Raw genomic sequence first — 21,239 nt, 5'->3', positions numbered from 1 at the left:
CGGTCGGTGGTCAGCGGTCGGCGTTCGGTGATCGGCGGTCGGTGGTCGGTGGTCGGTGGTCGGCCCGGGGCTGGTGCCCGGCCTGGGGGCGGGAGAGACTTCGGAGAGTCTGTAGCAGCGTGACGATCAGAACAGCAAGGACGGATCAACGAATGCGCCATTACGACCTCGTCATCATCGGTTCCGGTTCGGGGAACTCGATCGTGGACGAGCGGTTCGCCGAGTGGGACGTGGCGATCGTGGAGAAGGGCATCGGGCCCGGCTCCGTGTACGGAGGGACGTGCCTGAACGTCGGGTGCATCCCGACCAAGATGTTCGTGCACGCCGCCGACAGCGCCCGTACGCCCGCCGGTTCGTCACGGCTCGGGGTGGATCTGGAGCTGCGGGGGGTGCGGTGGGGTGAGATCCGGGACCGGATCTTCGGCCGCATCGACCCCATCGCGGCCGGCGGTGAGCGCTACCGCGCCGAGGGCAGCCCCAACGTCACGCTGCTCAAGGGGACCGCCCGCTTCACCGGCGTACGGGAGTTGGTGGTCGAGACCGCCGCCGGGCCGCAGGCCCTCACGGCCGACCGGATCGTCGTCGCCGCCGGGAGCCGCCCCGCCGTCCCCGCGCTGCCGGGGATCGACACGTCCGGCTACCTCACCAGCGACACCGTGATGCGCCTGGACGAGCTGCCCCCGCGCATGATCATCATGGGGACGGGGTTCGTGGGCGTCGAGCTGGCGCACGTCTTCTCCGCCCTCGGCGTCGAGATCACCGTCATCGGGCGCTCGGACCTGCTGCTGCGCCACGAGGACACCGACATCGCCCGCCGCTTCACCGACCTCGCCGGGCAGCGCTGGGATCTGCGCATGGACCGGACCGCGTCGCGCGTGGAGCGGGAGGGGAGTCTGGTACGGGTGTACGTGGACGGGCCCGACGGCCCCGAGACCCTGGAGGCCGAGGAACTCCTCATTGCCACCGGCCGCGTCCCCAACACCGACCTGATCGACGCCGCCGCGGGCGGGCTCAAGCTCACCGACGACGGGCGCGTGTACGCGGACAGCACCCAGGCCACGTCCGTGGAGGGCGTCTGGGCGCTGGGCGACATCAGCTCCCCGTACCAGCTCAAGCATGTCGCCAACCACGAGGCGCGGGTGGTGCAGCACAACCTGCTGAACCCGGACGCGCCCATCGAGTCCGACCACCGGTACGTGCCGCACGCCGTGTTCTCCGCGCCGAAGATCGCCTCGGTCGGCCTGACCGAGGAGCAGGCGCGCGCGGCCGGGATCGAGTACGTCTGCGCGACGCACGCGTACGCGGACATCGCGTACGGCTGGGCGATGGAGGACACCACCGGCTTCGTCAAACTCCTCGCCGACCCGATCACCGGCCTCCTCCTCGGCGCCCACCTCATCGGGCCCGAGGCGCCCACCCTGATCCAGCCGGTCATCCAGGCCATGCATTTCGGCCTCGACGCGCGCACGATGGCGCGCGGTCAGTACTGGATCCATCCCGCGATGCCGGAGCTGGTGGAGAACGCCCTGCTCAAGCTGGATCTGCGGGTGGCGCCCGCGTAGCCGGGACCGCCGGCGCGGGGGGTACGGAGCACTCGTACGGCCTCCGTACGCCGCCCCAACGTCATCCGTACACCGCCGTAACGTCGACCGTCCGCCGCCCGAATGTCATCGTCGCAGTCCGATAACACCCGGCCGATCTGTCACACCTGTCCCGTAGAGTTCCCCCGACTGCCTCCTTGAACGTGTTCAAAGGAGGCTCCGGGGAGGGGACAGCAGGATGCGCAGCGGAGCGAAAGTGGCCATCGTCGGCGGGGTGTTCGCCGTGGTCGTCGGTGGGGTGGGGTACGGGGCGGTCAACGTCTTCAGCGGGCTGAGCGAGGGCGGTACGGGCGACACCACCACGACCTCGCAGTCCGAGGAGGTCAAGACCGGCCCGCTGAGCGCCGAGGAGATCGACAAGGCGGCCAAGGACTTCCTCGCCGCGTGGGCGAGCGGCAAGGACCCGGCCGCCGCCGCGCAGTTGACCAACAACGCCGCCGAGGCCCAGTCCGTGCTGACCGACTACCGGGAGGCGGCGCACGTCGCCTCCGCCGTCATCACCCCCGGGACCCCGGTCGGCGCGAAGGTGCCGTACACCGTCAAGGCCACGGTCACGTTCGACGGCAGGAGCAAGCCCTGGTCGTACAGCTCCGAACTGACGGTGGTGCGCGGCCTGACCACCGGCAAGCCGCTCGTCGACTGGGCGCCGAGCGTGATCCACCCCGACCTGACCGCGACCACGTCGCTGGTGACGGGCGAGGCGTCCGTCCCGCCGATCGAGGCGGTCGACCGGAACGGCACGGTGCTGACGGCGGAGAAGTACCCGTCCCTCGCGGGCATCCTGGACGAGCTGCGCAAAAAGTACGGCGAGGACGCGGGCGGCACGCCCGGCGTCGAGCTGTCGCTGAGCAGCGACGACGCCACCACGCCCAACCGGACGCTCCTCACGCTCGCCAAGGGCAAGGCGGGCAAGCTGCGCACGACGCTGGACGCGAACGTCCAGGCGGCGGCGGAGACGGCGGTGAAGAAGTTCAGCGAGGCGTCGGTCGCGGCCGTCAAGCCGAGCACGGGCGAGATCGTCGCGGTCGCCAACAACCGGAGCGACGGCTGGAACGCGGCGATGCTCGGCAAGCAGGCGCCCGGCTCCACGCTCAAGATCATGACGGCGGCGATGCTGATGGAGAAGGGCCTCGCCAGCCCGGACGGCCCGGCGGACTGCTCCCCCGATGTGCTGTACCAGGGGCGTACGTTCACCAACCTCGAGGGCTTCTCGATCCCCGGCGGCACCTTCGCGCAGAGCTTCGCCCGCTCCTGCAACACCGGCTTCATCCACTTCATCGACGACACCCACGACGACGCCGCGCTGAGCAAGGAGGCCCAGGAGGTCTTCGGCATCGGGCTCAACTGGCAGACGGGCGTGACGTCGTTCGACGGCAGCGTGCCGGCCGCGGCGGGCGGCGAGGCGGCGGCGCAGTACATCGGGCAGGGCACGGTGCAGATGAACGTGCTCAACCTGGCGTCGATCACGGCCACCGCGAAGAACGGCACCTTCCGGCAGCCGGTCATCGTGTCCAAGACGCTGGACGACCGGCAGATCGCGTACGCGCAGCGCTCGCTGCCGTCCGCCGTGTCGCAGAACCTGCGGTACATGATGCGGCTGACGGCGACGAGTTCGTACGGCACCGCCACGCAGGCGATGTCGGGGCTCGGCGGTGACAAGGGCGCGAAGACCGGCTCCGCCGAGGTCGACAACCAGGCGGACTCGAACAGCTGGTTCACCGGGTACCAGGACGACCTGTCGGCCGCGGCGGTGGTCCAGTCCGGCGGGCACGGGGCGGACGCGGCGGGGCCGGTGGTGGCGGCGGTGCTGGGGGCGGGGTGAGCCTAGGCTCACGCGGGGGGGGCGGGGCACGGGGGGCCTTGGCTCACGCGGGTGACCGGGACCCACGCGGGTGGCGGAGGTGGCGGGGCTCACGGGGGTGCCGGCCGGAAGCTTCGCGGGCGCCAAAGCCGTTCGCGGAGCCCGTACCCCGCCGACTAGCGTGCCGGCCATGAACGAACGCGACACCACGGCAGCTCCCGCCACCGCGCCTCACCCCCCGGCGCCCACCCCCACGGCCCCCGCCCCGGCCCCCGCACCCCCCACCGCCGCGCACCCCCGCTTCGCCGAGGCCCTGCGCGAGCTGGGCCTCGGCGACCTGGCCGGGAAGGTACGCCGCTTCCCCGACGCCACCCGCACCGCCGCCGAGGCCGCGGCGGCGGTCGGCTGCGCGCTGGACGAGATCGTGAAGTCCCTGGTCTTCGAGGCCGACGGGGTCCCGGTCCTGGTACTGATGGACGGCGCCTCACGGGTCGATCTGGAGCGGGTACGGCGGGAGTTGGGCGCCGCGGCCGTCACCCGGGCGAACGCCGATCGCGTACGGGAGACCACCGGGTACGCCATCGGCGGCATCCCGCCCTTCGGCCACCGTACGAAGACCACCGTCCTCGCCGACCGGGGCCTCCTCGACCACGCCGTGGTGTGGGCGGCGGCCGGCACCCCGCACACCGTCTTCCCGATGGACCCCGCGTCCCTGGTGGCCCACGCCAACGGCACCCTGGTGGACGTCCGCGAGCGCAAGGCGTGACTCCGCTCGTCGCCGTGGCGGTCCTGGTCGCCGCCCTCACCCACGCGACCTGGAACGCCATCGCGCACACCATCCGCGACCAGCTCCTCGCCTTCACCCTGATCGCCGGCGGCGGCGCGGCGCTCGGCGCGGTGGCCGCCTGCTTCGCCCCGCTGCCGCACGCGGCGGCATGGCCGTACCTCCTCGTCTCGGCGGCGCTGCACATCGCCTACCAGGCGCTGCTGATGCGGTCGTTCAGCCTCGGGGACTTCGGCCAGATGTACCCGATCGCGCGCGGTACGGCGCCGCTGGTGGTCACCGTGCTGGCCGCGCTCTTCGTGGGCGAGAAGCTCGACGCCTGGCAGGCGGCGGGGGTGGCGGTGGCGTCGGCGGGGCTGGTGGGGGTGGCCCTGTGGGGCATCAAGGGCTCGCGTACCAAGCCCCATTGGCCCGCGCTGTGGCGGCGCTGGCGACGGGTCTGTCGATCGCCGCGTACACCGTCGTCGACGGGGTGGGGGTACGGAACGCGGGCTCGGCCGTCAGCTACCTCGCGTGGCTGATGATCCTGGAGGGCGTCCTGATCCCGGTGTACGCGCTCCACGTGCGCGGCGCCCGCGTCCTTCTCCCCCAACTCCGCCCGCACGCCGCGCTGGGCCTGCTGGGCGGCTTCCTGTCGGTCGCGGCGTACGGGCTGGTCCTGTGGGCCCAGACCCGGGCGGCGCTGGCCCCGATCGCGGCGCTGCGGGAGTCGTCGATCATCGTGGGCGCGGCGATAGGGGCGGTGTTCTTCAAGGAGCGCTTCGGCACGCCGAGGATCGCGGCGGCGGGGCTGATGGTGGTGGGGATCGGCCTGATGCTGCACACGTGACGGCGGGGGTCCCCGCCTGCACACGTGACGGCGGGGGTCCACGGTCAGGAGCCCGTACCGGTGGACGTGCGCGCCAACTCCCGTACGTAGGTGATCCCCGCCCGCCCTCCTGTCCCGCCCGTCCCGCCCGTCCCGCCCAAGACGCTCTCGCCCGTAGGGGTGAACCCGGTGCGGGTCAGGACGGCCCGCGAGGCGAGGTTGTCGCGCGCCGCGCCCGCCCGCAGGGAGGTCAGTCCGTACTCCGTGGCGGCCAGCCTGAGGATCCGGCGGACGGCGACGGTCGCCAGCCCTCTCCCCGTGGCCTTCTCGGCGATACGGAAGCCCAGTTCGGCGGACCCGTCCGCCACGTCCACCAGGTTGACGCGCCCCACCACCTCTCCCCCGCGCTCCACCAGCACGTGGAAGTGGCAGAGCCCGGCGGCCTGTTCCGCGAGCAGCGCGTCGTGACGGGCGTCGAAGTGCGCGAAGTACGCGTCGCCGCGGTCCGTGACCGACACGGCGAAGTAGGCCCGGTTCTCGCGCTCGAACGCGAGGAGGGCCGGGGCGTGGTCGGGGCGCAGGCGCTGGAGTTCGGGCATGGGGAAACGGTACGGGGACGGGTCGGCGCGGCGGCAGGTGGCCGTCCCGGCCGCCACGTACCGGACGATCGGCTCAGTCCTCGCCCCCGAGGGCCCGTCGCAGGCCCAGGTTGCTCGTCAGGATGCCGCCGTCGACGGGGAGCGTCACGCCGGTGATCCACGCCGCGTCCGTGGACGCGAGGAACGCGACCGCCGACGCGATGTCCTCCGGGGTGCCCACCCGGCCCGCCGGGTAGTGCGCGGCGGCGCGGTCCAGCGCGTCCTCGCGGCCCGCCCAGCCCTCCGTGCGGATGGTGCCGGGGGCGACGAGGTTCACCCGTACCCCCCGGGGAGCGGCATGGCCCGCGAGGGTACGGGTCAGGCTGGCGAGGCCCGCCTTGGCCGCGCTGTAGGCGTGGTTGCCGAAGTCCTGCTCGCCGTTGACGGAGCCGATGGAGACGATCGCGCCGCGCCCCGAGGCCGCCAGGTGCGGCAGCGCGGCCCGCGCGCAGCGGAACGCCCCGGTCAGGGTGATGTCGAGGTCCCGCGCCCAGACGTCGTCCGGCTCGTCCTCGAAGAGCGGCGCGTCGGGTGCGCAGGCGTACGCGTTGTTGACCAGGACGTCGAGGGAGCCGAACCGCTCCACGGCATACGCGACCGCCGCCTCGACCTCCGTACGATCGCCCACGTCACACCGGTACGCGAGCGCACCCGGCAGGGAGCTGGCCGTGGCCCGAGCCCGCTCCTCCTCCAGATCGGTGACAAGAACACGGGCCCCCTCACGGGCCAGCCGCCGCGCGGTAGCCGCACCGATCCCCCGCCCGGCCCCGGTGATCAGCACCCCGTACCCGTCGAACCGCCGCACACCGGGCGGCACGTCCCCCACCGGCTGGTCCCCGGTCCGTCCCGCCTCCGCCTGATCCACCTGTCGCATGCCACTCACTCCGTCCGGCCACCCGACCCATCCGGCCGGCGGTCCGGCGATCATGCCGCCGAACCCACCTCCGGCACCAGGGCCGGGGGCGCCCCGCCCGGTCCTCCGGCGAGTCGAGGGGGGCTTCTTCGCGTTCGCGGTCAGCTCAGGGGCAGGTCGGCCAGCATCACGGCGTACACCGGAGAGTCAGGGAAGGGCTGACGCTCGCCGACCTTCCGGAAGCCCCAGCTCTCGTAGAGGGCCTGGACGCGGGGGTGGTCTACGTCCACCAGGAGGACGACGAGGTTCTCGGGCCTCTCCGCCAGGAGGGCACGGGAGAGGGCGTGCGCCACGCCCTGCTTCCGCTTCTTCGGGTGGACGGCCAGCTCGGAGTACGAGAAGGTCAGCGTCTTCTCCGGCACGGTCTCCACGTGCTCTCGCCACCACTCGCGGCCATAAGTGGCGGGAGCGCCGTACGCGAAGCCCACCGCCTCGTCCCCGTCGTACGCGATCACGCAGGCGAAGTCCGGGTGACCGCCCCAGTGGTCCACGAACCAGGGGAACTTCTTCTTGAAGTCGTCGTCCCGGTCGGGGCCCGCCGCCGCGGCGTGGAGGTCGATGATCGTCTGCCGGATCTGTGGCAGGTCGTCGTGCCCGAAACGGCGGATGTCCAGCTCGGCGGCGCTCACAGTCGGCTCCATTCGGTTCGGTAGCGGTCGCCCCACTCTCGGGTGACCGAGGCGTCCGGCGCAAGAGTGATCAAGTCCCGGTAGTAGTCGCCGAGCAGGGATCGGATCCGGCCGGGGATCGGGTTGCCGGACATCAGGGAGAAGACCGTGGCGGCCGTGGTGCACGCCTGGTCGACATCGCGCTGGTGGAGCTGGGCCAGGGCGAGCCGGACGGTGGCCAGGGCCCTGTTCCTCCGGAACTCCCCCGGGATGGTGGCCAGGGCAGTGTGGGAGGCTGCCTCGGCCTCGGCGGAGTCCCCGATCCGGTCCCGGACGATGGCGGTCATGGCCATCAGTTCGGAGAGCCCGTAGAAGGCGATCCAGCTCGGCCTGGGACCATCCGTCTCCGCCTTGTCCAGGGCCTCTTGAGCATGCCCCAGAGAGCGGATCGCGGCTTGACGGTCACCGAGGTGCGAGTGGCCGATGGCCGTACGGGCATGGGCCAGGGAGCTGTACAGCGGCTCCCGCCGGGCGATCGTCGTCCCCAGAGCCGCGTAAGCGGCATCGACGGCTTCAGCGTATTGATCCCGGTGGTAGGCGAGCATCGCGTACGAGTTCCAAACCCGCATCTCCGCGGTGGGGTCCTTGGCCATTCCGGCCAAGTACAACGCCCGGCCGAGGAGTTGGGAGGCGCGGTCCATCTGCCGGGCGTCGATCGCGCTCCAGGCCGCCGTGGCGGTGTAGTCGGCGGCCACGGAGAAGAGCCGGAGCCGGATGCGCTGCGAGGCCCCGAGCTTCTGCTTCTCCAGACACTCGGCCGCTCCGGCCAACGCAGTCCGCTCCAGGCCCTCGTGGCCTCCTCTGCTGCGATCCAGCTCCATCAAGGCGTCCAGCCCACTGCGAAGCCTGATGACGTCAGAAGTGCCTACCTGCGGCGGGGCACCGACAAAAGACGCCACGGCGGCGGCTGTGCCAGTGGCTGCGGTGAGGAAGTTCCTGCGGTCCACAGGGGACTCCGGTTCGCTGGCGGGACGTCGTCTTCCAGTCGGTGGGCTGAACCCCAGCTCCCCGGCCGTACAGCCGAATACTGCCTCTAACGCCTTGCGCTGCCGGGGGTGGGGCCACCTGGTTTTTCCGGTCAGCCAGTGGCGAATCGTCCTGTCACTGACCGTGCCGTCGTAGCCGGAGCGGATCAGCAGTGTGTTCACGGCATCGGCCAACTCGACCTGTGTCAGGCCCCGCTCCCGCATCGCGCTGCTGAGGCTCTCGTTCCCCTCCATGTACCCACGGTAGTGACCGAGTTCCCATCAGTGAGTGGTGAACTACCGAAATTTCCGGTCGAGTCACACGCACGACGGGCTGATATTTCCTCCTGCGACGTTGAAGCGGGTCGTTCACTGACACGAGGCCGTCCGCCGGCTGGCACACCGCAGGCAGTTCACACACCCATTGAGGTCCCGATGACAGTGACCGCCACACCCAGCCCCACCGGACACCCCGGGTACTCCCAGCCCCTCCCCCGCCAGCCGGAGAGCGCTGCCGTCGCCCGCAGGCTCGTCCGTACCGCCCTGGCCGCATGGGGCCTGGAGGACCAGATCGATGACGCCACGGCGGTCATCACCGAACTGGTCTCGAACGCCGTAGACCACGGCCGGCTCTCCTCGATCCGTGTGATCGTCTCGCGCCCCACGGAGAACTGGATTCGCCTCGGGGTCGTCGACCGCTCGAAAGCCATCCCGATGATGCGGACCGACTCCAACGGCGACCAGATCCGGGGCCGGGGCCTCGTGATCGTCAACTCCCTCACCGAGCGCTGGGGCACCGACCTCTACCCGTGGGGCAAACAGGTGTGGGGCGAGATGCGAGTGGAGGACGCGGCATGAAGGACGGGAAAGCATGGGTGGGCGATCAGGTGCACGACGGGGCCACCGACCGGAAGGCCATCGTGACCGACGTCCAGCAGGGGACCACGTACATTCTCCGGCCCATCTGGGGAGGGGGCGGGAACTGGGTGGCCGAGGACGCCGAGAAGCTCACCGTGACCGAGCCATTGGTGCAACCCGGCGAGAGGCGACACCGGTGACCGGTCGCCCCGTGGACCGCCTGGACGCCCTCTTCTCGGCGTACGAGTACGAGCTTGGCTGGTGCTTCCGCTGTTCGCGGGAGGGGCTCCAGGTGGCCCGCGCGGGCGAGATCGTGAGTCCGGAGGCGATCACTCCCCTGTTCGCCTGCCGGGTCTGCATAGAGGAGTTGCTCGTCATGCATTCCGTGGCTCAGGCGAGGCCCGGCAGGCGGTACGTGCAGATCCCTCGATTCCCTCACGGAGCTGAGGCCACCTGATCCGGCGCTCAGAGCGCCGCGCGTACCGCGCGTACCAGCGCCTGTGCTCTCGGGTCGGCCGTGACGCCCTTGCGCATGCCATTCGTGACGTAGCCGAACGCGATGCCCGATTCGGGGTCCGCGAAGCCCAGGGCGCCGCCGCGGCCCGGGTGGCCGAAGGAGCCGGGGCCCAGGAGGGGGGCCGCCGGGCCGTGGAGCATGAAGCCCAGGCCGAAGCGGGTGGCGACGACCAGGACGCGGTCCGGGCCCGCCGACTCCTCCGTGCGGGCCAGGGTGAGCGTGGCGGGGGCGAACAGGCGGTGGCCGTCGACCGGGCCGATCATCGCCGCGTAGACGCGCGCCAGCGCCCGCGCCGTCGAGATCCCGCCCCCTGCGGGCAGTTCGGCCGCGCGGTAGGCGGGATCGTTCTCGTCCGCCCGGGGCGCGATCGCGCCGAACGCCCGCCGCGTCAGCGACTCCGGGTCCTTGTACGCCTCCGCCACGGACCGCTTCGGCCGCAGCCGCAGCTCACCGCCCCCCTCGGCGGCGGGCGGCGCCTCGGCGGGGCCGATGCGGCCGACCCGGTGGGCCTCCTCGGCGGGCAGACCGACCCAGAAGTCCAGCCCCAGCGGCCCGGCGATCTCCTCCGCGATCCAGCGGCCGACGCTCCGGCCGGTGACCCGCCTGACCAGTTCGGCGATCAGCCAGTTGTGGGTGAGCGCGTGGTAGCCGTGGTCGGTGCCCGGCTCCCAGAGGGGCCGCTGGGCGGCGAGCGCCCGCGCGCCCGACTCGCCGTCGATCGCCTCGGCCGGGGTCAGCGGCCGGTCCAGGGCGGGCAGTCCACCGCGGTGCGTGAGCAGGTGCCGTACGAGCACCCGCTCCTTGCCCGCCGTCTTGAACTCCGGCCAGTACGTGCCCACCGGGGCGTCGAGGTCGATCTGCCCGCGCTGGTGCAGCAGGAGGAGAACGGCGGCGGCGATCCCCTTGGTGGCGGACCGGACCGTCTGCGCGGTGTCCAGGGCCCACGGTTCCGTCCCGTCGACGTCCCGCGTGCCGGCCCACAGGTCCACGACCTTGTGCCCGTCGCGGTAGACGGCGACGGCCGCGCCGCGTTCACCCAGCCGCTCGAAGTTCCGTACGAAGGCATCCCTGACCGGCTCGAAGCCCGCCGCCACCGTGCCCTGGACGTCCACGCCCGCACTCCCGCCCGTCGTACCGCTCGCTGTTCCGATCCGGTCGCCGCTCGCGCGCGCGTACCGCTCGGAAGAAACATACCTACGGTGCGACGGGTCCCGGCGCCACGGACTTCGGGTCGAAACCGAACGGCAACTCCAGCCGGTGCGCGCCCATCAGCGCCTCGTCACCGAGCAGATCGCGGGTGGCACCGTCCGCGACGATGACGCCCTCGCTCAGGATGACGGCGCGGGGGCAGAGTTCGAGCGCGTACGGCAGGTCGTGCGTGACCATCAGCACTGTGATGTCCAGCGACCGCAGGATGTCGGCGAGTTCGCGCCGGGACGCCGGGTCCAGGTTGGACGACGGTTCGTCGAGGACGAGGATCTCCGGCTCCATGGCCAGGACGGTCGCGACCGCGACCCGGCGGCGCTGGCCGAACGACAGGTGGTGCGGGGGGCGGTCCGCGTACTCCGCCATGCCGACCCGCCCGAGCGCGGTGGCGACCCGCGCCTCCAGTTCGGCGCCGCGCAGCCCGGCGGCGGCCGGGCCGAACGCCACGTCCTCCCGGACGGTCGGCATGAACAGCTGGTCGTCCGGGTCCTGGAAGACGATGCCGACCTGCCGCCGGATCTCCGCGAGGTTCCGCTTCTCGACCGGCAGCCCGGCGACGGCGACCGTGCCGGCCCCGGCGTCGAGGATGCCGTTGAGGTGCAGGACGAGCGTGGTCTTGCCGGCCCCGTTGGGACCGAGCAGCGCCACCCGCTCGCCGCGCGCGACGGTCAGGTCGACGCCGAAGAGCGCCTGGTGGCCGTCGGGATAGGCGTAGGCGAGGCCCCGGACGTCGAGGGACGCCGGCCGGGGGGCGGAGGGGGCGGTGGCGGTGGCGGGTACGGGCGTGGGGTCCTGGGGCGTCAGGGCGTGGGGTGTGGGTTCCAGGGGCGTGGCGTCCTGGGGTACGGGGTCCGGCCGAGTCATAGGGTCCAGCCAAGCAGACACACCGCGAGCGCCGTCACCGGGAGGGCGGCGGCGTACCGCCACTGCGCCCGCGACGCCGTCACCTCGTCGATGACCGGCATCGTGCCCGCGTACCCCCGGCTCACCATCGCCAGATGGACCCGCTCACCGCGCTCGTACGAGCGGATGAACAGGGCGCCCGCCGTCTTGGCCAGCACCCCCCAGTGCCGTACACCCCGCGCCTCGAAGCCGCGCGAGCGCCGGGCGATGGACATCCGGCGCATCTCGTCCGTGATGACGTCGCCGTACCGGATCATGAAGGAGGCGATCTGCACGAGCAGGGGCGGCAGCCGCAGCCGCTGGAGGCCCAGCAGCAGCGACCGCAGCTCGGTGGTCGACGCGAGCAGGACGGACGCGGCGACGCCGAGGGTGCCCTTGGCGAGGACGTTCCAGGCGCCCCAGAGCCCGGGGACGCTCAGGGGGACGCCGAGGACGTGGATCTCGTCGCCGGGGACCACGAAGGGCATCAGGACGGCGAAGGCGACGAACGGCACCTCGATGAGCATCCGCCGCAGCAGGAATCCGGCGGGGATACGGGCCGCCGCCGCGACCGCCGCCAGCAGCACCGCGTACAGGCCGAACGCCCAGATCGCCTCGCGCGGGGTGGAGACCACCACGAGGACGAAGCAGAAGACGGCGGCGAGCTTGCAGTGCGGCGGCAGGTCGTGGACCGGGCTGTGGCCGTGCCGGTAGAGCTTGTGGGCGTGACCGGCGCCCATGTCAGACGCTCCCGCCGGCGAAGGACGTCACGGAGCCGTCCCGGTCGGCCGTACGGCGCCGGCGCACCGCCCAGAAGATCCCGCTGCCCACGGCGACGGTGCCGGCCACCCCGATGACCCCGGCGAGGCCGCCGGAGATCCGGGCGTCGGTGATGTCCTTGACGCCGTAGTCGGCGAGCGGGGAGTCGGCGGTGTGGTGCGGCTCGGTCTTCTTGTCGATGCCCTGGTCGGCGGCGACCTTCTCCAGGCCGTCGGGGTTCGCGGAGGCGTAGAAGGACACAAATCCGGCCAGTACGAGGGCGGTGACCAGGCCCGTCGCCCAGACCGCGCGGGTGGAGGCGGACCGCGCCGCGACGGGCACGGGCGCGGTGGCGGGCGCCGCGTCCACCAGCTCGCCGCCGACCCGCAGCTTGAGCGGGGCGGAGAGGCCGCGGGCGCCGTGGACCAGGTCGGGGCGTACGGCGATGACCGCGCCCACGGTCAGCGCGGTGATGGCGGCCTCGCCGATGCCGATCAGCACGTGGACGCCGACCATGCCGGTCAGGACCTTGCCGATCGGGATGTCGGTGGTGCCGCCGACCGCGTAGAAGAGGGTGAAGCCGATCGCGGCGGCCGGTACGGAGACCAGCGCGGCGACGAAGGACGCGATGGTCACGGAGCGGCGGGCGCGGGGCAGGATCCGCACCAGCGCGCGGAACAGTGCGTACGAGACGACGGTGGTGATCACGGCCATGTCGGTGATGTTCACGCCGAGCGCGGTGAGACCGCCGTCCGCGAAGAGGATGCCCTGCATCAGCAGGACGACGGAGATGCAGAGCACGCCCGTGTACGGGCCGACGAGGATCGCGGCCAGGGCTCCTCCCAGGAGATGGCCGCTGGTGCCGGTGGCGACCGGGAAGTTGAGCATCTGTACGGCGAAGATGAAGGCGGCGACGAGCCCGGCCAGGGGCGCGGTGCGCTCGTCCAGCTCACGGCGTGCGCCGCGCAGGCTGACGGCGACGGCGCCCACGGCGACCACACCGGCGGCGGCGGAGACGGGCAGGTTGATGAATCCGTCGGGGACATGCATGGCGGGCTCCGCTTCCTGCGGGGGCTGTTGAGGACCGGGCGGTGGTCACCGTCTGCTGGCGGTGGGGAACCGTCTGATGATAGGGCCCTCTTGCGAACAACTCGCAAGAGCAGGTTGTATGCAACCCGCCCTCCCGGGGAACGGGGGGTTGCGGGGAAGCGTGAGGCGAACCAGCCTCGCTGGGCACCATGTCCCCATTTGACTGTTTTGTGTGACTATGAAATGAAGGTCCGATAAAGCCTGCGGGGTCGTGACGCCAGACTCACCGTCCCCGGCTCTCACCCCAGAGGAGCGAGCCGATGCCACCCGTCGTGGAACAACCCGCCAAAGCCCGTCTGATCACGGACGCCGCCCAGCACAAGACCGTTCCCGTCACCCTGCTCTACGACGGCGCCGATCCGCTCGCGATGCGCATCGTGTTTCCTCCCGAGGTCTCGCTCGACCGGAGCGAGGTGGTCTGGGCCTTCGCCCGCGACCTGCTCGAAACCGGCCTGCGGCTGCCGTCCGGCACGGGTGACGTGCTGGTGTGGCCGTGCGGGCGGGCCCAGACCGTACTGGAGTTCCACTCGCCGGACGGGGTCGCGCTGGTGCAGTTCGACAACGCGCCGCTGCGGCGGTTCCTGGAGAGTTCGTACGCGATGGTCCCGGCAGGCAAGGAGCACCACGAGATCGAGGTCGAGAACGAGCTGGGGAACCTGCTGAACAAGACCTGAGCCGGACGGACAGGACCTGATCGGTCAACGCGCTGTGGCCCGGTCCCGCCCCCCTCTCGGGGGTGCGGGACCGGGCCACGCGCCGCTCCCGGCCCCCGTCCCCACGGTGCCGGTGCGTGTCCGGGGTCCGGGTGCCGCTCACACCCGCGCACCCCGGAGCACTGGGACGGCGTATCCGGAAGGACGCCGAGCCTTTCCGTACGTCGGATACCTCAGACGCGCACGAGTTCGCGCTCGGAGCCGGGACCGCCCTCCGGACCGCCGGAGCCGGCCGCCTCCTCCGCGTCGTCCCCGAGCCGCTTGCGCAGCTGCTCGCCCTCCACGTCCACGTTGGGCAGCGCCCGGTCGAGCCAGCGCGGCAGCCACCACGCCCGCCTGCCGAGCAGGGCCATCACGGCCGGCACAATCGCCATCCGGACCACGAAGGCGTCGAAGAAGACCGCGACGGCGAGGCCGAACCCGATCATCTTGATCATCGCGTCACTGGCCCCGATGAAGCCGGAGAAGACCGCGATCATGATCACCGCCGCCGCCGACACCACCCGCGCCCCGTGCCGGAACCCGGTCACGATCGCCTCGCCGGGCCGCTCGCCGTGGACGTACGCCTCCCGCATGCGGGTGACCAGGAAGACCTCGTAGTCCATCGCCAGGCCGAAGACCACGCCCACCATGAAGATCGGCATCATCGACATGATCGGGCCGGTCTGCTCGACCCCGAGCAACCCGCCGAGCCAGCCCCACTGGAAGACGGCGACGACCGCGCCGAGCGCCGCGACCACCGAGAGCAGGAAGCCGAGGGCGGCCTTCAGCGGGACCAGGACCGACCGGAAGACCAGCATCAGCAGCAGGAACGCGAGCCCGACGACCAGCGCCAGGTACGGCAGGAGGGCGTCGTTCATGCGCTGCGAGAAGTCGATGTTCAGGGCCGTGGCGCCGGAGACGTACACCTCGGCGCCGTTCTCCGCCCGGGCCGTCGCCGCGGCCGACCGGATGTCGTGCACCAGCTCCTCGGTCCTGATCGAGGAGGGCCGGTCCTTGGGGATGACGGTGACGGTCGCGGTGTCGCCGGCCTTGTTGAGCACCGGGTCCAGGACGGTGACGACGTCGTCCATCTTCTTCACGGTGGCCGAGATGCCGAGCGCGGCGGCCTTGGCGTTGTTGTCCGCCTGGCCGTCGACCACCAGCATGAGCGGCCCGTTGAACCCGGGGCCGAAGCCGTCGGAGAGCAGGTCGTACGCCTTGCGCTGGGTGGTGCTGACCGGCTGCGAGCCGTCGTCGGGCAGGCCCAGCTCCAGCGAGGTGGCCGGGAGGGCGATGCCACCGAGGCCGAGCACACCCACCACCAGCACGGCGACCGGCCGGCGCAGCACGAACCGCGCCCAGCGGGTGCCCATGTTGGGCTTCTTCTCGACGGGCACCGCTCCGGCGCGCACCTGGGCGTCGGTGTGGTCCATGGCCTTACGGGCCTTGCGGCCGAACACCCGCTTGCCCGCGAACCCGAGCATCGCCGGGGTGAGGGTGAGGGCGATGAGGACGGCGATCACCACGGTCGCGGCCGCCGCGAGGCCCATCTTGGTGAGCATCGGGAGGTTGACCACGGCGAGCCCGGAGAGGGCGATGACCACGGTGAGCCCGGCGAAGACCACGGCGGATCCCGCCGTGCCGACGGCCCGTCCCGCCGCCTCTTCCCGTTCCCGGCCGTCGGCCAGCTCGGCCCGGTAGCGCGAGACGATGAACAGCGCGTAGTCGATGCCGACCGCGAGGCCGATCATCATCGCGAGGATCGAGGTGGTGGAGCCGAGGTCGAGGACGGTGGCGAGCGCGGTGATCCCGGAGATCCCGACGCCGACGCCGAGGAGCGCGGTGACCAGCGGCAGTCCGGCGGCGATCAGCGACCCGAAGGTGATGACCAGCACGACCGCCGCGATGGCGACACCGATGATCTCACCGGAGCCCGTCTCCGGGGCGACCTGGAGCGCGTCCCCGCCGATCTCGACCGCCATGCCCTCGGCCTTGGCGTCGGCGCCCGCGTCCTCCAGCGCGGTACGGGTCTCGTCGGTCAGCGACTCCGAGCCGACCTTGTACGAGACGCTCAGGTACGCGGTCGAGCCGTTCTTGGCGACCCCGCCCGTGGTGAACGGGTCGTTGACGGACTTGACCTGCGGCGAGCCGGCCTTCAGCTCGTCGGCGATCTTCTTGACCTCGGCCTTGTTCCCGGCCTCGGTGATCTTCTCGCCCGCGGGCGCCTTGAAGACGACCCGGGCGGTGGCGCCGTCGCTGCTGGCCCCGGGGAAGCGCTGGTCGAGCAGGTCGAAGGCCCGCTGGGCCTCCGTACCCGGGATCGAGAAGGAGCTGGAGGTGGGCGTGGACGCGGAGGCCGCGGCGACGCCGGCGAACGCCAGCAGGGCCACCCAGATCAGGGCGACGTAGCGGCGGCGCCGGAAGGCGAGCCGGCCGAGCTTGTAGAGGAACGTGGCCACGAGGGCGTACTCCCGGTCTGTGGACGAAACAAGGGCATGGGGAGCCGACCCGACGGCGAGAGAGCGGCACGCGTCAGGGGATTGCGGGGTGTTACGGGGAGAGGGTGCGGGGACTGTTGGGACTGGGGGGACTACTGGGACTGCGGGGACTTCGTGAACTGGGGGACTTCTTCGCGTACGGGGACGGTCAGACGCCGAGGGCGGGGAGGACCACGGCGTCCAGGTACGCGACGAGGAACGCCCGGTCGACGGACCGGTCCTCGATGAGCTGCCGGGCGACGAAGGCGCCGACCAGCATGTGCAGGACGAACGGCAGCGCGGGATGGTCCGCGGCGATCTCGCCGCGGTCGACCGCTCGCCTGAGCAGGGTCTTGAGTCCGCTCGTCTCGGGTTCGACCACCACGTCGCGCAGCGCGTCGCGGAGGTCGGGGTTGTCGTGGACGGCATGGAAGAGCCCCCGCATCAGCGCGGAGTCCCGTTCCATCTGGGTTTCGTCGGTGAGCGCCGTCATCGCGTGGAAGTCACCGCGCAGCGAACCGGTGTCGACCTCGTGCGCCGGGTCGGGCTTGGTGTGCCGCAGGGCACGCGCGACCAGCACCGGCTTGCTCCCCCACTGGCGGTAGAGGGTGGCCTTGCTGGAGCGGGCGCAGGTGGCGATGGCGTCCATGGTCAGGGCGTCGTAACCAACCTCACGCAGCAGGTCGAGCACGGTGCCGTACAACTCGGTCTCACGCTGGGGCGTCAGCCTCGTACCCGCCATGGTCCACCCCCTGCGCGTCGTTGCCCGCTCTTCTCGCCCGCTCGCCCTGCCCGGCGTTCCGAACGAAACGGTTTCGTACAGTACGAAGATAACCCGGCGCCCAGCGAAACGAAACCGTTTCGCTTGTGGGCTGCGCCACAGACGTGAGGACGGCATAAATGTGGGCGCAAAAAGTCCCCGGCCAGAAGTTGCCGCACCCCCTCCACGCGGAAAGCATTGGGGGGTGAGTGACGACGTCGCGTATCTACGGTTCCCGCACCTGCACGACGACCTGCTGTGCTTCGCCGCCGAGGACGACCTCTGGGTCGCACCCCTCGTGCCGGCCGGGCACCGGCCCGGACGGGCGTGGCGGGTGACCGTCGACCGCACCAGAGTCGGTCACCCGCGCTTCTCGCCCGACGGCCGGCAGATCGCCTACACGACGTGGCGCAGTCTCGACCCGGAGATCCACCTGGCCCCGGTGGACGGGGGCCCGGCCCGCCGGCTCGGCTACTGGGGCTCCACCGACACCCGGGTCTGCGGCTGGACCCCGCCGGGTGAGGACGGGGAGTCGCAGATCCTCGCGGTCTCCTCGCACGGCCAGCCGTTCTCGTACTACTCCTGGGCCTACAGCGTCCCGACCGACGGCTCGCCGGGCAGCCAACTGCCGTGGGGGCCGGTCGCGGACCTGGCGGTGGCGGACATCGACGGCGAACACCGCACGCTGCTGCTCACCGGCAAGCCGCCGCACGAGCCGGCCGCGTGGAAGCGGTACCGGGGCGGGGCGACGGGGCGGCTGTGGCTGCACGGCGAACGCCTGCTCCCCGACATCGGGGGCCATCTGGACTGCCCGATGTTCGTGGACGGGCGGGTGGCGTTCCTCTCGGACCACGAGGGGGTGGGGAACCTGTACTCGGTCCTGCCCGACGGTACGGATCTGCGCCGCCACACCGACCACGACGCGTTCTACGCCCGCCACGCCTCCTCCGACGGGCGCCGGGTGGTCTACCAGTGCGCGGGCGACATCTGGCTGGTGGACGCCCTGACCCCGGACTCGGTGCCGCGCAAGCTGGACGTACGCCTGGGCGGCCCGCGCGCCGGCCGCCGCGCGTACCAGGTCCCGGCGGCGAGCCACGTGGACGCGGTCTCGGTGGACACGACGGGGCGGGCGAGCGCGGTGTCGGTACGGGGCAGCCTCTACTGGCTCACCCACCGCGACGGCCCGGCCCGCACAATCGCGGACACGCCGGGGGTACGGGTACGGCAGCCGGACATGCTGGGCGGCGGCGGCCAGGTCGCGTACGTCACGGACGCGGACGGCGAGGACGCGATCGAGATCGCCTACCTCCCCCGCGCGACGGGCGACCGCCCCCCACGCCGCCTGGCCTCGGGCCACCTCGGCAGAGTCCACGAACTGGTCTCGTCCCCCACGGGAGACCGCATCGCGGTCGCATCCCACGACGGCAGACTGCTCCTGATCGACACAACGGAGGACACCCCGGAGGCGAGCACGCCCACGCCGGGGCCGGGTCCGGCGACCGCGCCGCCCGGGGCGGGTGCCGACGCCGCGCCCACGGCCCCCGCCCCGCCCGCCGCAGGGTCGACACCCACCGCCGCCGGGGCCACCCCCGAAGGGGCCCCGTTCGCCGCGCCCGGCGCCACAGGCCCCGCGCCCGCCGCAGGCGACCCGCCCCGTACCGGGTCCACCCGATGGAAGCCGCCCGGCGAGGGCAACGGCATCGTCACCGAGGTCATCCGGTCCATCAACGGCCCCGTCGCCGACCTCGCGTTCTCGCCGGACGGCGACTGGCTCACCTGGTCGCACCCCGGCGTCGGCCGCACCCTGCGCCAGATCAAGATGGCCCGCATCGGCGGCAGCGCCGACCGTACGATCATCGACGTCACCAACGGCCGCTTCGAGGACGAGAATCCCGTCTTCACCAGCGACGGCCGCTACCTCGCCTTCCTCTCCTGGCGCGGCTTCGACCCCGTCTACGACGTCCACACCGGCGACCTCTCCTTCCCGCTCGGCTGCCGCCCCTACCTCGTACCGCTGTCCTCCGCGACCCCGTCCCCCTTCGCCCTCTCCCCCGACGGCCGCCCCGCCGCCGGCGGCCTCGACCCGGCGATGAGCGACGCCGACGCCGGCGAGGGCACCGTCACCGTCGAGGAGGAGGGACTCGCCGCGCGCGTCACCCCGTTCCCCGTCGCCGCGTCCAAGTACTCCGCGCTGCACCCCGTCAGCGGCGGCGGCCTCGTCTGGCTGCGCTGGCCCATCTCCGGCGCCCTCGGCGAGACCTTCGCCAACCCCGCCGACACCTCGGGCCGCCCCACCCTCGAACACTTCGACCTCACCAAGGCCCGCAAGAGCGAACTCGTCGCCCACCTCGACTGGTTCGCCCCCAGCGGCGACGGCACCCGCCTGGTCGTCGTGGACGACGACGAACTGCGCGCCGTCCCCGCCACCGAGCCCGGCGACAGCGACTCCACCGTCTACCTCGACCTCCGCCGGATCCTCCACGAGGTCGACCCGGAGGCGGAGTGGCGCCAGGCGTACGAGGAGGCCGGCCGCCTGATCCGCGCGTACTTCTGGGAGCCGGACATGTGCGGCATCGACTGGGACGGCGTCCTCGCCCAGTACCGCCCCCTCGTCGAACGCGTCGCCTCTCCCGACGAGTTCGCCGACCTCCTCCGCGAAGTCGTCGGCGAGCTGGGCACGTCCCACGCGTACGTCACCCCCGCCCGCCGCAACGAAGGCCCCCGCCACTACCAGCGCGCCATGGGCTTGCTCGGCGCCAACCTCGTGTGCCGCGACGGGAACTGGATGGTCAAGCGCATCCTCCCCGGCGACTCCTCCGACTCCAAGGCCCGCTCCCCGCTGGCCGGCACCGGCATCCGCGAGGGCGCGGTCCTCACCCACGTCGACGGCCGCCCCGTCGACCCCGTGGCCGGCCCCTTCCCCCTCCTGTCCGCCGCCGGCGGCACCACCGTCGAGCTGACCTTCCGTACCGCGGGACCCGAGGCCCACTCCCGCCGCGTCGCGATCGTCCCGCTCATCGACGAACGCCCGCTGCGCTACCAGGACTGGGTCGCCAAACGCCGCGAGGTCGTACGGGAGATCAGCGGCGGTCGCTGCGGCTATCTCCACATCCCCGACATGGGCGGCTCCGGCTGGGCGCAGTTCAACCGCGACCTGCGCCTCGAAGTCTCCCGCCCCGCCCTGATCGTGGACGTACGGGGCAACGCGGGCGGCCACATCAGCGAACTCGTCGTGGAAAAGCTCACCCGCCGCATCCTGGGCTGGGACCTGACCCGTGACGCCCAGCCCGTCTCGTACGCCTCGAACGCCCCGCGCGGCCCGGTGGTCGCCATCGCCGACGAGGCCACCGCCTCCGACGGCGACATGATCACGGCCGCCTTCCGGCTCCTGAACCTCGGCCCGGTGGTCGGGCAGCGCACCTGGGGCGGGGTGGTCGGCATCACCGGCCGCCACCGGCTCGGCGACGGCACGGTCATCACCGTCCCGATGAACGCCGCCTGGTTCGACGCGTACGGCTGGTCCGTCGAGAACCACGGCGTGGACCCGGACATCGAGGCCCTGCGCACCCCGCTCGACTGGGCGGAGGGCCGGCACGCGCAGCTGGACGACGCCGTGTGGGTGGCGCTGGACCTGCTGGCCGCGCATCCGGCCGCGACCCCGCCGGGGTACGGCGCGGTCCCGGACCTCCGCCGGCCCAAGCTCCCCCCGCGCGGGCCGGCCTGACCCCGGACACCACCGGACACCACCGGACACCACCGGACGCCACCGGCCCGCGGGACCGCCGCACGGGAAGGAGGCGCACCCCACGATCGGGGTG

18 protein-coding genes and 1 pseudogene are annotated in these 21,239 nt (G+C 72.2%); 9 read left to right on the top strand and 10 right to left on the bottom strand.

From position 1 onward, the window contains the following. The first annotated feature begins 152 nt into the window (after positions 1-152). From ACIODU_RS25265 to ACIODU_RS25250, 4 genes and pseudogenes are all read left to right on the top strand, one after another. A complete protein-coding gene (locus ACIODU_RS25265; protein ID WP_401770008.1) occupies positions 153-1,562 on the top strand; it encodes a mycothione reductase in 1,410 nt (469 codons plus the stop codon). A 217-nt stretch (positions 1,563-1,779) separates the two neighbouring features. Further along, the gene (locus tag ACIODU_RS25260) at positions 1,780-3,423 is read left to right on the top strand and encodes a penicillin-binding transpeptidase domain-containing protein (RefSeq protein ID WP_401770007.1); all 1,644 of its coding nucleotides are present in this window, start codon (positions 1,780-1,782) and stop codon (positions 3,421-3,423) included. Positions 3,424-3,592: 169 nt separating this feature from the next. Then, positions 3,593-4,168, top strand: coding sequence for a YbaK/EbsC family protein (locus ACIODU_RS25255; protein WP_401770006.1), 576 nt, complete (start codon positions 3,593-3,595; stop codon positions 4,166-4,168). Further along, a pseudogene (locus ACIODU_RS25250) lies at positions 4,165-5,015 on the top strand (EamA family transporter). The gene ACIODU_RS25255 and the pseudogene ACIODU_RS25250 overlap by 4 nt, the downstream one beginning before the upstream one ends. A 44-nt stretch (positions 5,016-5,059) precedes the next feature. On the opposite strand, the gene ACIODU_RS25245 reads toward ACIODU_RS25250, so the two are convergent. From ACIODU_RS25245 to ACIODU_RS25230, 4 genes are all read right to left on the bottom strand, one after another. Then, entirely contained in the window at positions 5,060-5,593 is a 534-nt protein-coding gene (locus tag ACIODU_RS25245; RefSeq protein ID WP_401770005.1) for a GNAT family N-acetyltransferase, read from the bottom strand. Between the two features lie 73 nt (positions 5,594-5,666). After that, positions 5,667-6,437, bottom strand: coding sequence for an SDR family NAD(P)-dependent oxidoreductase (locus ACIODU_RS25240; protein ID WP_401770039.1), 771 nt, complete (start codon positions 6,435-6,437; stop codon positions 5,667-5,669). Between the two features lie 209 nt (positions 6,438-6,646). Continuing rightward, on the bottom strand, positions 6,647-7,186 hold the full coding sequence (locus ACIODU_RS25235) for a GNAT family N-acetyltransferase (RefSeq protein ID WP_401770004.1): 540 nt from the start codon (positions 7,184-7,186) through the stop codon (positions 6,647-6,649). Further along, positions 7,171-8,034 (bottom strand): hypothetical protein, encoded by an 864-nt coding sequence (locus tag ACIODU_RS25230; RefSeq protein WP_401770003.1) that lies wholly within the window; start codon positions 8,032-8,034, stop codon positions 7,171-7,173. Before ACIODU_RS25230 ends, ACIODU_RS25235 begins: the two co-directional genes overlap by 16 nt. Positions 8,035-8,613: 579 nt before the next feature. Between ACIODU_RS25230 and ACIODU_RS25225 the strand changes: the two genes are divergently transcribed. The 3 genes from ACIODU_RS25225 to ACIODU_RS25215 are packed head-to-tail and all read left to right on the top strand — an operon-like array spanning position 8,614 to position 9,493. Further along, entirely contained in the window at positions 8,614-9,036 is a 423-nt protein-coding gene (locus ACIODU_RS25225) for an ATP-binding protein (protein WP_401770002.1), read from the top strand. Then, positions 9,033-9,236 (top strand): hypothetical protein, encoded by a 204-nt coding sequence (locus tag ACIODU_RS25220; protein WP_401770001.1) that lies wholly within the window; start codon positions 9,033-9,035, stop codon positions 9,234-9,236. The genes ACIODU_RS25225 and ACIODU_RS25220 overlap by 4 nt, the downstream gene beginning before the upstream one ends. After that, entirely contained in the window at positions 9,233-9,493 is a 261-nt protein-coding gene (locus tag ACIODU_RS25215) for a hypothetical protein (protein ID WP_401770000.1), read from the top strand. Before ACIODU_RS25220 ends, ACIODU_RS25215 begins: the two co-directional genes overlap by 4 nt. An 8-nt stretch (positions 9,494-9,501) precedes the next feature. On the opposite strand, the gene ACIODU_RS25210 is transcribed toward ACIODU_RS25215, so the two are convergent. The 4 genes from ACIODU_RS25210 to ACIODU_RS25195 all read right to left on the bottom strand — a co-directional run bounded on the left by ACIODU_RS25210 (position 9,502) and on the right by ACIODU_RS25195 (position 13,450). Continuing rightward, on the bottom strand, positions 9,502-10,665 hold the full coding sequence (locus ACIODU_RS25210) for a serine hydrolase domain-containing protein (protein ID WP_401769999.1): 1,164 nt from the start codon (positions 10,663-10,665) through the stop codon (positions 9,502-9,504). Between the two features lie 82 nt (positions 10,666-10,747). Next, entirely contained in the window at positions 10,748-11,623 is an 876-nt protein-coding gene (locus ACIODU_RS25205) for an energy-coupling factor ABC transporter ATP-binding protein (protein ID WP_401769998.1), read from the bottom strand. Beyond that, positions 11,620-12,381, bottom strand: a complete 762-nt coding sequence (gene cbiQ, locus ACIODU_RS25200; RefSeq protein ID WP_401769997.1) for a cobalt ECF transporter T component CbiQ — start codon at positions 12,379-12,381, stop codon at positions 11,620-11,622. The genes ACIODU_RS25205 and cbiQ overlap by 4 nt, the downstream gene beginning before the upstream one ends. Before the next feature lies 1 nt (position 12,382). Then, positions 12,383-13,450, bottom strand: coding sequence for an energy-coupling factor ABC transporter permease (locus ACIODU_RS25195; RefSeq protein ID WP_356429733.1), 1,068 nt, complete (start codon positions 13,448-13,450; stop codon positions 12,383-12,385). A gap of 299 nt (positions 13,451-13,749) precedes the next feature. Here ACIODU_RS25195 and ACIODU_RS25190 point away from each other — a divergent pair, with 299 nt between their 5' ends. Next, positions 13,750-14,163: an SsgA family sporulation/cell division regulator gene (locus ACIODU_RS25190; protein WP_356429730.1), complete on the top strand. Its 414-nt coding sequence runs from the start codon at positions 13,750-13,752 to the stop codon at positions 14,161-14,163. 212 nt (positions 14,164-14,375) lie between these two features. On the opposite strand, the gene ACIODU_RS25185 is transcribed toward ACIODU_RS25190, so the two are convergent. Together ACIODU_RS25185 and ACIODU_RS25180 are read right to left on the bottom strand one after the other, a co-directional pair. Beyond that, positions 14,376-16,643 carry an MMPL family transporter gene (locus tag ACIODU_RS25185; RefSeq protein WP_401769996.1) on the bottom strand — a complete coding sequence of 756 codons (2,268 nt, stop codon included), beginning with the start codon at positions 16,641-16,643 and terminating at the stop codon, positions 14,376-14,378. A 187-nt stretch (positions 16,644-16,830) separates the two neighbouring features. Further along, on the bottom strand, positions 16,831-17,403 hold the full coding sequence (locus ACIODU_RS25180; protein WP_356426918.1) for a TetR/AcrR family transcriptional regulator: 573 nt from the start codon (positions 17,401-17,403) through the stop codon (positions 16,831-16,833). A gap of 223 nt (positions 17,404-17,626) precedes the next feature. On the opposite strand from ACIODU_RS25180, the gene ACIODU_RS25175 reads away from it, so the two are divergent. Continuing rightward, entirely contained in the window at positions 17,627-21,145 is a 3,519-nt protein-coding gene (locus tag ACIODU_RS25175) for a S41 family peptidase (protein ID WP_401769995.1), read from the top strand. The last annotated feature ends 94 nt before the right edge of the window (positions 21,146-21,239 follow it).

It is taken from the genome of Streptomyces sp. NPDC088261 (genome assembly GCF_044740805.1).
Classification (GTDB): domain Bacteria; phylum Actinomycetota; class Actinomycetes; order Streptomycetales; family Streptomycetaceae; genus Streptomyces.
This window is presented reverse-complemented; position numbering and strand designations above follow the sequence as displayed.

Coding starts and splice junctions, on each gene's coding strand:
- ACIODU_RS25245 (WP_401770005.1), bottom strand. CDS start 5,593: ATGCCCGAACTCCAGCGCCTGCGCCCCGACCACGCCCCGGCCCTCCTC.
- ACIODU_RS25230 (WP_401770003.1), bottom strand. CDS start 8,034: ATGGAGCTGGATCGCAGCAGAGGAGGCCACGAGGGCCTGGAGCGGACT.
- ACIODU_RS25220 (WP_401770001.1), top strand. CDS start 9,033: ATGAAGGACGGGAAAGCATGGGTGGGCGATCAGGTGCACGACGGGGCC.
- ACIODU_RS25235 (WP_401770004.1), bottom strand. CDS start 7,186: ATGGAGCCGACTGTGAGCGCCGCCGAGCTGGACATCCGCCGTTTCGGG.
- ACIODU_RS25195 (WP_356429733.1), bottom strand. CDS start 13,450: ATGCATGTCCCCGACGGATTCATCAACCTGCCCGTCTCCGCCGCCGCC.
- ACIODU_RS25225 (WP_401770002.1), top strand. CDS start 8,614: ATGACAGTGACCGCCACACCCAGCCCCACCGGACACCCCGGGTACTCC.
- ACIODU_RS25190 (WP_356429730.1), top strand. CDS start 13,750: ATGCCACCCGTCGTGGAACAACCCGCCAAAGCCCGTCTGATCACGGAC.
- ACIODU_RS25260 (WP_401770007.1), top strand. CDS start 1,780: ATGCGCAGCGGAGCGAAAGTGGCCATCGTCGGCGGGGTGTTCGCCGTG.
- ACIODU_RS25180 (WP_356426918.1), bottom strand. CDS start 17,403: ATGGCGGGTACGAGGCTGACGCCCCAGCGTGAGACCGAGTTGTACGGC.
- ACIODU_RS25255 (WP_401770006.1), top strand. CDS start 3,593: ATGAACGAACGCGACACCACGGCAGCTCCCGCCACCGCGCCTCACCCC.
- cbiQ (WP_401769997.1), bottom strand. CDS start 12,381: ATGGGCGCCGGTCACGCCCACAAGCTCTACCGGCACGGCCACAGCCCG.
- ACIODU_RS25265 (WP_401770008.1), top strand. CDS start 153: ATGCGCCATTACGACCTCGTCATCATCGGTTCCGGTTCGGGGAACTCG.
- ACIODU_RS25205 (WP_401769998.1), bottom strand. CDS start 11,623: ATGACTCGGCCGGACCCCGTACCCCAGGACGCCACGCCCCTGGAACCC.